Here is an 11,291-nt window from a genome sequence, read left to right on the forward strand (position 1 = left end):
CCTCCTAAAACAATTATAAAATAGATTATAACATAGCTTAGCATAACTGTCTAATATTAATATAAGCTAGTCACGAATAAACTTCTTCATCTCCGCTACATAATCTTTGTTTGAGTTATATTTTCTAAGATGGTTTAAAACACCAATTGTAGGTTCACTCACATCTTCCAATTTTCGTCGTGTTTGCCATAAAATTTTCACTTCATCTTCTGTTAATAACAATTCTTCTTTTCTGGTTGAACTTTTAGCAAAATCTATTGCAGGATACACCCTTCTTAACGCCAGTTCAGGTGATAAAACTATTTCCATATTACCCGTTCCCTTAAATTCTTCAAAAATCATATCATCCATTCGTGAACCGGTATTTATCAATGCTGTTGCAATAATCGTAAGACTTCCGCCACCTTCAACATTACGTGCCGCTCCAAAAAAAGCCTTTGGCTTATGAAGACTTGACGGATCAATCCCTCCGGTTAACACTTTACCGCTACTAGGTTCAACTATATTATAAGCACGTGCTAAACGTGTAATACTATCCATTAAAATAATCACATCTTGTCCCAACTCTACTCGACGTTTTGCATGCTCTATTACAAGTTCTGCCACTTTTACATGATTTTCTGATGTTTCATCAAAAGTCGAACTAACTACATCCGCACCTTTTACTGAACGTTCCATATCGGTAACTTCTTCCGGTCTTTCATCAATTAGTAAGATAATTAATTTTTTATCCGGATAATTTTTTCTAATTGCATTGGCAATATCTTTTAATAAAGTAGTTTTCCCCGCTTTGGGCGGCGCTACTATTAAGCCACGTTGCCCCAGACCGATAGGTGCTACCAAATCTATAAATCTGGTTGATAATTTTTCTTTTGTAGTTTCCAAAACTAATTTACTGTCCGGATAAATAGGGGTTAATGCTTGAAAGTGCGGACGTGATTTTATTTCTTCAGCATTAACGCCGTTGATAACATCTACTTGAAGTAATCCGTAATATTTATCATTTTCTCTAGGAGGACGGACTTTCCCAGTTACTTCATCACCTTTTTTAAGCTCAAAACGTCTTATTTGAGATGCTGAAACATAAATATCAGCTTCTCCTTTATTATAATTAACCGTCCTTAAAAAACCAAAGCCGTTTTCCGGATGAATATCATCTAAAATGCCGGTCATATAATAATTATTATCTTTTTCCATTTCCTTTTCTAAAATTGCAAGAATCAATTCCTTTTTATTAAGGGTAGAGTAACGCATAACTCCTAATTTCTTTGCAAGAAGCGTCAATTCCTTTGTCGTTTTACTTTTATACATATCGTCAAAAGTTTGATAATTATTATTCATTTGTTAAAATCTCTTTTCTCTTTTATAATTATTGTTAAAATATATTTATTTACCCCTTAATGTGATAATGAGAATATTAGACCTCACTAATACTCTCACCCTATTGTATATTCATTTTTCTTATTAAGCAAGTATTATCTTTTGCTTAAAACCACAACGGCGGATAGTATAAAGGCTGCTCCCAGTAAATCTAAACTACTGAATGTTGTCCCGAGTAATAAAAACGAAAAAATTATCGCCGCTATCGGCTCAAAACAACCTATTATGCTACCGGTAACCGCTCCAATTAATTTAATTCCCTCTAAATACATAGTAAATGAAGCGATAGTTCCTATTAAAACAATTCCGGTTATACACAAAAAGTCGGTTAAACTAAATCCTGCCGGTATATAATAACTTCTTGTCGCAAAATAAACAACCGTTCCTGCTATAAAAAGCCCCCATGCAGTTATGATTGTTGCACCATATTTTGTGGTAAGTCTTATTGAAGAAATATTATAACTGGCAAGCCCAACCGCCGAGAAAATTCCCCAAAACAAACCGATCGCCGAAATAGATAATGTACTAAAGTCTAAATGAGTAGCCATTAAAGTAACACCAAATAACGAAGTTATCATAGCTACAACTTCCCTAGTCATCGGCAAACGTTTATTCAAAACACAATAAAATGCCATTATCATAATCGGACCTGTAAATTGAAGAACTGTTGCCATTCCGGCATTGGTATGTTTTATGGCTAGAAAATACGTTCCTTGGCAAATAAGTAAGCCGAAAAACGAAAAATTCATTAACCTTAAAACATCTTTTTTATCTTTAAATACTCTAAGTGTCGCCTTTTTATCTTTTATTAATACTATAGCTAATAAAATTAATCCTGCATAAAATAAACGTGTGGTTATTACCCAAATAGAATCTATTTTAGAAACATTAAGAAGATACTCTCCTAAAACTCCGGATAATCCCCAACACGTTGCTCCTGATATAGTAAGTAAAGTACCCTTTTGCATTGTACTTAATTTCATAACTTCCTCCTTAGTGATTAAATAATTTTAATCTTGAACTTACTATCGAATTTGTTCTTTCTATAACTTCATCATAACTATCATCTTTTGATAATAAAATACTGGTAAATAAAGTTATCATATTTTCCAATGCAATCATGGTATTCCCGCAAGTATAAAACCTCGCATCTAAATTTGCGTTAATATAACCAAAAGGTGAATACCAAAAACCATATCCTGTAGGACAATTTTCTTTTAAAAACTCTTCAGCAGCTATTTCGGGATAACCTTTTAATAGAGGAATCGGGTATAAAACACTTAGTGCCTTTATCGCTTTTTGTTTACTTATTATTCTTGTCTTCAATACAGCATAAACATCTAACTTTTTACCCATTAACATCTTGTCATCCGAAACTTCAAAATCTTTCTCAAACTTAGCTTTAAACTCTTCTTTGTATCTGATGAATATATCTTTTTCATCAAACATAACAACACTTTTATCGGAAAAAAGATTTTCCTGTTTTAAATACAAGTACGCTTTTAGTTCTTCATCATCAACATCTAACGATACCAAAGGATTAGTAGTTACAAAGAGGCTTTTTTTCATCTCAAAAGCAATAAAATATCTTTTTTTATTAAGCAAATATTTTGTTATAGCAGCAAGTGAAGTTCTATTTTCTAATAATATCTGATTCTTTCTTGGTAATACTAATCTTTTCAGCTCACCTTGTTCTATTTTTAATAATGCTTTTCTTATATTTTCTTGCCAAACTTCCGGATAAATATCCCTTACTACAGATATTTTAGGTTCATTAAGTAATGGTTCTTCTTGAAAAACCAATTTTTCTAAAAATTCCGTTCTTTTTCGCCACAACTCCAGAAAGTCAACACCATCTTCCATATCAAAAAATAAGGTGAAATATACGAAATCTCCTTTAAAAACAGCCAAAATTTCCGGTACTACAAAAGAAGTATCACTAAAATCTACCCACTCCTGTGTACTTTTATTACTACCGTCAGAAACACCGCCATATAAACCGAAATATTCTTCATCATGTTCATCAATATCAATAAAAGTTACTTGTGTTTTTAATTCTTCAAAACCCGATAAAATATTTTTATTATCAAAACTGGATAAAAAATCGTTTGAATCTAATAACCAAGTTTTTTCATAACCTATTCCTATTTTAGAACTCCTGCTGTCAGGTGTTTTTATTATAAATCTCTCCCCACGTTTATGTGAAAATAAACTTATAAAATCCCATTCGCTAAAAGTTTTTTTCATTTTAAATTTTACTACTAATTTATTATCAAGAACTACATCATTGAAATCATAATTTATAATTCTCTGGTAATCATTCATTATATTCTCCATCGCTCTGTATTTTCTCTATAATTTTCGCTTCTTTTTCTTCTTCACGACGCTGTTTAGCCAAAAGCTGTTTTTGACGCTGTTTTATTAATCTATTTACTTCTTCTTCCGATTTATAACTTGCTTCTTTATCCGTAAAAATAAAAACATTATTATGCTCGTTTAAAAGTGATAAAATAGTTTCTTGTTCGTCATGGTCATTTTCAAATAACTCCACCATATACTCTCTTTTATCAGCTCCTAAAACAACTATAAATAAACTTCTTGCTGACAGTAAATTTTCATATCCGATACTTATTAGTTTATTTCCTCTAAGTTGAATCCCGGACTTTTGTAGCTGAGTTCTATCTTCCTTAGAAAACTCCAACAAATGAACACGTTTATTTTCTTCGTTCATATATTTATAATCCAGTATCGTTCCTTCCGCACCTAAAAATACTATTGCCACATCAGCAATATTTTCTGCCAATATCTCTTCATATTTAGCAATATCATCTTCACTATTTTTACTATCTAAACATTTTGGATAATAAATATTCTTAGAATCTAAATCCAATTTTGTTATTAATTCTTTTCTAAGATAACGATATAATCCAAAATCTTCTTCTATATCTATATCCGCAAACTCTCTTTGCCCTACAAGAGTTATATGTTTATAGCGATACTTTCCGGCATTATAATCATCCACCATTCTATTCATAAATTGCGTGCCGATTATTTGTTCCGGCAACGACACAACAGCACCATCCTCTAAACACTTTTCAAATTCATCATACATTCTATTAAGCACCGCCGTCTGACTGTTACAAACTATATATTTCACCATTTCACCTCCAAATAAAGTCCGGTTATTTTTAATAACTATTATATCATATTTAGACTGTAGTAACAATGAGAAGAAATTTACAGATTTTATCAAAAAATTGGTAGAAGTGACTTAACTGATTTCTACACCTCTATTAATTTTGATAAAGTATAAGAATAAATATAAGTCTTTACATCAGTACAATTATAATATTTTCTTACCGCTTCTTTATATATTTTCAACTGTTCACCATGACGTTTTTCTAAAATACTTTCACCATTTTTCTTTGTAACATTATCAGTTTTATAATCTATTATTAAATACTGCCCATCTATATTAATCAACAAATCAACAACACCTTGAAGTATTACGTCAATATTACTTTCACTCTCACTATAAAGCTCCTTGGCTTTTTTTAGTGTTGTAAAAGACAATTCAGTTTCACAAGTATCCGCATCTTTTACGAAACTAATCACTTCACTTTCTAAAAACATTTTTACTTTAGTTAAATCATCTTCGTTATTTATTAGGTTATACTCTTCTTTTGTCAGTATAGTTTTATTTTTTATATTATAGATAATATTATCCGTTCTAACTAAATTTTTAACATACGATTGAACATCAATTATTTTCTCTTTCTCAAAGATGCTTTGTACTATCCTTTCAAACAATTTATGAATAATATTACCACGTTGTAAAGATTTAGCGGTAGCAGTTATTTTATTTAAGTTGGATAATTCTAAGTAATTAATTTTTTTATTATCTTTTTTTATTATCTCATCTTCACCTTTATTAATTTTCTTCATAGCACTGTATGAAGTTTTCGACGGAAATATTTTGTTAGTTTTTTGTTTAATTAATTTATCTTTATTTTCAACTTCCAACTCTTTATAAATTTCAACAAAATTAACTTCTCTCTCATTTTCAACGGAAAATACTTTCTCTTTTTGATTAAATTCATAATATTCAAACTCCACCGTTAATTCATTTTCCGCACGGTCTTCATTATTATAATTACTCAAGACAATACTTAATATTTCTTCAAAATTTACAGCTTCAAGGGTACTACCGGTTATACTTATTTGTTTTTTTTCTTCATCATTTAGCATAATACCGTTTGGACTTACCAAATACAAACCTTTCTCCGCTCTTGTTAACGCTACATAAAGATTTCTTATTTCTTCCTCACGTTCTCTTAATTTTATTAACTGTGAATTTAATTGATACAGCTTAACGGGAAAAACGTTCTGATATTCATAATTATTCTTGGTTGCTATATTTTCCACGTCAACACTAAACCCAAATTCAGAAGTAAATAATACTTCACCGCTAAAACCTTGGTTGCTAAAATCTGTATCTAAATCAGCGATAAAAACATACTTATACTCCAATCCCTTAGAAATATGGATAGTAGATAACGTTACACTATTATTTGAAACTCTCTTCTTAGTCTCAAACTTCTCTTGTTCTCTTATATTTTCCAAATACGCAATAAAATCACTCAAATTATTATTTACATTTTCATATTCGTAAACAACATCTAAAAAATTTTCATAGTAATCAACTTCCTCGTCATTTATATCGACTGTTCTCAAATAATTAATAAAATCTGTATCAATAACTATTCTTTCTAAGATAGCTCTTATTGAATTATTAAGACTGTAATTCAACCATGAATTTAAAATATTTACAGTATGTCTATCTTTTACCTCATCACTAATTTTTAATTTTTTATAAAAAGTTTTTTCACTATTTAATGATAATTTTAATAACTCATCATTAGTATAAGAAAAAAGTTCGCTACGAAGTATGGCAACAAGGCTACTATCTCTATTAGTATTATCAAGAAATTTAAAAATATTATAAAGAATATTAAATGTGTTCGATGAAGTAAATCCATCTTTCTCTTTAAAAAATAGCGGAATATTATAACTTGAAAAAATTTCTTTAAAACTTGACATTTTTGTACTATTTCTTACTAAAATAGCATAATCACTATAATTATTACCTTGTTCTACGCCGTTTAATATTTCAAAAGCGATATTTTTTATCGATTGTTCTCTATATTCTTTTTTATTTTCAATTTCCTGACCGCTGAAATAATTGATTTTACCGTTTACTATTTTCGTCGGTATTGTTAATTTCGTCTTTTCTTTAACGGTCGGATAGTAAAGAGCATTTTCTTTATCATAACTAATTCCGGCATTAAAATTCTTCATAAGTCGATTAAAAATATAGTTACAACTACTTAAAACATTTACTTCACTGCGGAAATTTTCTTTCAACATTACACAAATTCCGGTTTTGGTTGTTTCCAAATAATATTCTTTTTCTATGCTATAGTTTTCTATATTTAACTTTTCATAACTATTATATTTTTCTTCAAAAAGATCCGGATTTGAACCTCTAAATCCATAAATCGCCTGTTTTACGTCACCTACTCTAAAGAAATAGACATTTTCCCCTCGAATAATGTTTAAAATATACTCCTGAAGATTATTATTATCCTGATATTCATCTACATAAATTTCTAAAAAATATTTTTGATAATATTTAGCAGCAGCCGTTAATACCATTTTTCCGTTTTCTTCTTTAGTCAGAGCTTTTATTGCTAAATGACTTAAGTCTGAAAAGTCTAAAAAATTACTTTTTCTTTTAGTTTTTACAAACTCAAAATGAATTGTTTTAAGTATTTTTTGATAAGAACAGGCAAAATCTTTTATACTTCTTAAAATATTAAATTTTTCAGCATAGCTTTTTAACTCTAAAAAAGTTGTTGCAAGCAACTGAGTATTAATTTGTTTCGTATCCCGTATTAGAGAAATATTTTCATCTAAAACATTAACTATTTCCTTTAGTTTAGTCTTATTTTCTATTCTACTTCCAAAAATTGTTTCTTGTTCTATATCCTTACTAAAAAATTTGAATATTTTTTCTTTTTTTACATTATTCAAATCAGCAGTAAGAATAATATCTTCTATTCTTTTAATATTTTTATCATCTTCTATAAAATTTTCCAAATATTTTGTAAATTGTTTTGCTGTTTTCAACGAATTATTCGTTGTTAAATTCGTTAACAAATTAAATTCAGATAAGATACTTTCATCAAAATCTTTAACCATTGAATTTATATTAATTAAAAACTCTTTTTCCAAATAATTCTCAAAGTTTGGAATTGTGAGCAATTTATAATAAGTATCTTGTAAACTATCCACAATATCCTTTTTCCCATTAAACATTGTAAATAAAATATCTGTTAATTTTGGAGAAATTTCCACAGTATTTTCTAAAACTGTGTTTATTACTTGAGTTAACAAGGTCTTACTATTTGGCAGCACATTAAAGTTTGGTGATAAATAAATTATTTCCCCGTCAATATTCTCTTCAACATGATAATAAAATTTTCTCAATACACTCAAGCAAAAACTATCTATTGTAGTTATCAAAGCATCGTTCATCAACATTCTCTGCTTTCTTAGAAAACGAAAATCTTCTTCGTTATCAAAACTCAACAATCTGTCCGCTATTTTATTTTCTATTCTTACTTTCATATTTTTTGCCGCCGCCGTTGTAAAAGTAAGCACTAAGATTTTATCAATATCCCATCTATCTATTGCCACTTTTCTTGAAATTCTCTCTGATAAAACTTCCGTCTTCCCACTTCCTGCTGCCGCAGCTACTAATATATCAGCACCTTCTATCCCTATAGCTTGCCATTGTGCCGGCGTTGGCGGATATTTTTTATCTAATGTAAATTTATCTATTTTATCAATCTTAATCATTATCTAAATCCTCAAAATCTAATTAATCACCTTTTATTTTATCATAAAGTTCCCATATGTTATAATATTTGTAATAAATATATTGAAACAGTATAATAAAGGGGACATACATGAATTATAAAAAATTAGCATTAGCACTATCTATTGCAGGTGCCGCTTCTTTAATTAAACAAAATAAAAAATTAAAACTAAGTCATTTTAATTTACAGTTTAAAAATCTTCCGAAAAATTTTCATAATTTTAAAATCGCTCACATTAGTGACGTTCACTCTGCTAAAATTGGCGTTAGTGATTTAATTTTTATAAAAAAATTAAAAAATGAACATCCCGATATTATAGTTATCACCGGAGATATGTTTGATAGTTACAAAAATGACATGGACTGTGTTTACAATATTCTCAGCCAAATATCTGAGATTGCACCGACTTATTTTGTTTCCGGTAATCATGAATTAAGACTTCCTGATGAATATGAAAAACTTAAAACTATTTTAACTAAACTTGGAATTGTCAATTTAAACAATTCTAATATTTTTCTTACTAAAGAAAATGAAAATATAAATTTGGCAGGCGTAGAGGACTACAACTTTTTTAAAAAATCATTAGACCATAGAAAATCTTTTAATACTAAGTTAAATAGCTTACACTCTAATGATAAATTTAATATACTTCTATCACATCGCCCGGAAAAAATTAAAAATTACGTCCTCACAGGCTTTGACTTAGTTCTTTCCGGTCATGCACATGGCGGGCAATGGCAAATCCCCTTTATCGGCGGAGTATTTTCCCCAAGTCAAGGATTTTTCCCGAAATATTCAAAAGGAATATATAAAGAAAATAATACAACTCTGGTTGTTTCTTGCGGTTTAGGTAACAGTTCATTTCCACTTAGAATAAACAATCAAATAGAATTGGTAATAATTACATTAAAAAAAATTTAAAGTAAATCTTGTAAAAACATCGACCTGAAAATTCCAAGTCGATGTTTTTGTGTTAATATTTATTTTTCAAAATATAATTTTTCAAATTTATCTATTTTTTCTGCAAAATCTTGTAATGCCAATTCAATAGCTTCCGGTTTAGACATATCTACACCGGCATTTTTTAAAACAGCTATAGGATAATTCGAATCCCCTTTTGATAAAAATTCATCAATATATATTTTTGCATTCTTACTATCTTCCAAAATTAAACGCGATAAAGCTTGTGCAGCCGAATATCCTGTTGCATATTGATACACGTAGTAGTTATAATAAAAATGCGGTACCCTTGACCACTCATATTTAATTTCCTCATCATACTCAAATACATCACCATAATATTTTTTAATAAGATTTAGATACTCTGTGTTTAAAAACTCTGCCGTTAATGCCCCGCCATTTTGTAAATGCTGGTTCATCATATGTTCAAATTCTGCAAATTGAGTTTGTCTGAATACTGTTCCGACAAAACCTTGCAATGCTTGGTTAAGCACTCTTAGCATCGCTTCTTTATTGCCCTCTTTTTCGAATTTATTATACAAATATTCTGTTAATAATGCTTCATTACATGTAGACGCAACTTCTGCAACAAAAATTGAATATCCTCCGTAAACCACCGGTTGGTGTTTTCTTGTATAATAAGAGTGCATAGAATGACCTAACTCATGAATTAATGTGTAAACATCATTTAATGTACCGTCAAAGTTCAATAAGATAAACGGTTTTGTCTTATAACCTCCCCATGAATAAGCACCTGAACGTTTGCCTTTATTTGGATAAATATCAATCCAACGCTCTTCAAATGCTTTTCGCATATCATTTACATACTCTTCACCCATTGGTTTTACCGCCTTCAGCACAATATCACGTGCTTCTTCAAAGGTAAATTTAATAGGCTCTCCATCAATCATCGATACCGATCTGTCATATAATCTAAAATCTTCATAACCGATTACTTTTTTGTGAAGTTTGTAATATTTATGCAATTCATCAATATGACTATTAACCACCGATACTAAATTATCATAAACTTCTTCCGGGATAAGATTTTCTGATAAAGCATGGTTACGTGTAGAAACATATTTATGAGTATCCGCACGGTATTTTTTCGCTTTTAAATTCCCTCCCAGAGTAGATGCCAGTGTATTTATATGTTTTTCAAAATAACTGTATAATGAAAAGAAAGTATTTTTTCTAAGTTCTCTATCCGGACTTTCCATATACGCACCATAAGTACCGTGAGTTAAAGTATGTTCATTACCGTCACCGTCTTTTACATCATCGAATATTACATCAGTATTATTTAAAGCTGCAAATGTTTCATCACTGGCATTAAGCGCCTCGCTCGCCATTGCAATAAGTTTCTCCTGTTCTTTATCTAATGTATGCGGACGTTTTTTATTAATTTTTTCTAATTCAAATTTATATATTTTTAAATCATCTAATTCGTTTAAATAGCTGTTTAATTTATTTTCATCAATAGCTAATAATTCCGGTGTTAAAAACGACCACTCTGCACCATATTGTGCAACTAAACCGGCAGCTTTAGCATACATTTCTTTATTCACAGCATCCGTGCTGTCTTGATCATTTCTAAGGTGTGCAAAAATAAATATCGTTTCAAGTCTTAATCCCCACTCTTCAGTAGTTTTAAAAACTTCTAATAATTCTTTCGCACCTTGTGCTACTTTCCCTTGATAATTTTTGATCTGTGGGATAAAATTTTCCACAGTTTTAAACTCTTTCCAAAAATCTTCATCAGTTGAAAATATTGAGGATAAATCCCATGTATTTTCCGTTTTTTGGTCTTTTCTTAATAATTCTGTCATACTAGTCCTCCTTATATAGTATAATTATTTACAATTATAACAGTTTTCATTACAATATTGCAAAAATATTGCTATAATATTTAAAAATATTTTTTAAAATTTACTGTACCTATCATCTACTATATAAGTTTATTTTAAAAGGTGTTAATTATAAACTTTTATAATTATAAAACTACAATAG

General features: G+C 29.4%; 7 protein-coding genes. 1 reads left to right on the forward strand and 6 read right to left on the reverse strand.

Annotation, left to right across the window (positions count from 1 at the left end):
* Positions 1 to 66: 66 nt before the first annotated feature.
* From rho to HMPREF1983_RS04975, 5 genes are all read right to left on the reverse strand, one after another.
* Positions 67 to 1,341 (reverse strand): transcription termination factor Rho, encoded by a 1,275-nt coding sequence (gene rho, locus HMPREF1983_RS04955; protein WP_021753204.1) that lies wholly within the window; start codon positions 1,339 to 1,341, stop codon positions 67 to 69.
* Positions 1,342 to 1,475: 134 nt separating this feature from the next.
* Entirely contained in the window at positions 1,476 to 2,363 is an 888-nt protein-coding gene (locus HMPREF1983_RS04960; protein WP_021753205.1) for a DMT family transporter, read from the reverse strand.
* 10 nt (positions 2,364 to 2,373) lie between these two features.
* Positions 2,374 to 3,705 (reverse strand): hypothetical protein, encoded by a 1,332-nt coding sequence (locus HMPREF1983_RS04965; RefSeq protein WP_040461058.1) that lies wholly within the window; start codon positions 3,703 to 3,705, stop codon positions 2,374 to 2,376.
* Positions 3,698 to 4,540 carry a 6-phosphogluconolactonase gene (locus tag HMPREF1983_RS04970; protein WP_245576429.1) on the reverse strand — a complete coding sequence of 281 codons (843 nt, stop codon included), beginning with the start codon at positions 4,538 to 4,540 and terminating at the stop codon, positions 3,698 to 3,700. Before HMPREF1983_RS04970 ends, HMPREF1983_RS04965 begins: the two co-directional genes overlap by 8 nt.
* Before the next feature lie 122 nt (positions 4,541 to 4,662).
* Positions 4,663 to 8,301, reverse strand: a complete 3,639-nt coding sequence (locus tag HMPREF1983_RS04975; protein WP_021753208.1) for a UvrD-helicase domain-containing protein — start codon at positions 8,299 to 8,301, stop codon at positions 4,663 to 4,665.
* 110 nt (positions 8,302 to 8,411) lie between these two features.
* On the opposite strand from HMPREF1983_RS04975, the gene HMPREF1983_RS04980 reads away from it, so the two are divergent.
* The gene (locus HMPREF1983_RS04980) at positions 8,412 to 9,242 is read left to right on the forward strand and encodes a metallophosphoesterase (protein ID WP_021753209.1); all 831 of its coding nucleotides are present in this window, start codon (positions 8,412 to 8,414) and stop codon (positions 9,240 to 9,242) included.
* Positions 9,243 to 9,301: 59 nt separating this feature from the next.
* On the opposite strand, the gene pepF is transcribed toward HMPREF1983_RS04980, so the two are convergent.
* Entirely contained in the window at positions 9,302 to 11,110 is a 1,809-nt protein-coding gene (gene pepF / locus HMPREF1983_RS04985) for an oligoendopeptidase F (RefSeq protein ID WP_021753210.1), read from the reverse strand.
* Between the last annotated feature and the right edge of the window lie 181 nt (positions 11,111 to 11,291).

It is taken from the genome of Gemella bergeri ATCC 700627 (assembly GCF_000469465.1).
Taxonomy (GTDB): Bacteria; Bacillota; Bacilli; order Staphylococcales; family Gemellaceae; genus Gemella; species Gemella bergeri.

Excerpts from the sequence above, each read along its gene's own strand:
- rho (WP_021753204.1), bottom strand. The coding sequence starts at position 1,341 with ATGAATAATAATTATCAAACTTTTGACGATATGTATAAAAGTAAAACG.
- HMPREF1983_RS04960 (WP_021753205.1), bottom strand. The coding sequence starts at position 2,363 with ATGAAATTAAGTACAATGCAAAAGGGTACTTTACTTACTATATCAGGA.
- HMPREF1983_RS04965 (WP_040461058.1), bottom strand. The coding sequence starts at position 3,705 with ATGAATGATTACCAGAGAATTATAAATTATGATTTCAATGATGTAGTT.
- HMPREF1983_RS04970 (WP_245576429.1), bottom strand. The coding sequence starts at position 4,540 with ATGGTGAAATATATAGTTTGTAACAGTCAGACGGCGGTGCTTAATAGA.
- HMPREF1983_RS04975 (WP_021753208.1), bottom strand. The coding sequence starts at position 8,301 with ATGATTAAGATTGATAAAATAGATAAATTTACATTAGATAAAAAATAT.
- HMPREF1983_RS04980 (WP_021753209.1), top strand. The coding sequence starts at position 8,412 with ATGAATTATAAAAAATTAGCATTAGCACTATCTATTGCAGGTGCCGCT.
- pepF (WP_021753210.1), bottom strand. The coding sequence starts at position 11,110 with ATGACAGAATTATTAAGAAAAGACCAAAAAACGGAAAATACATGGGAT.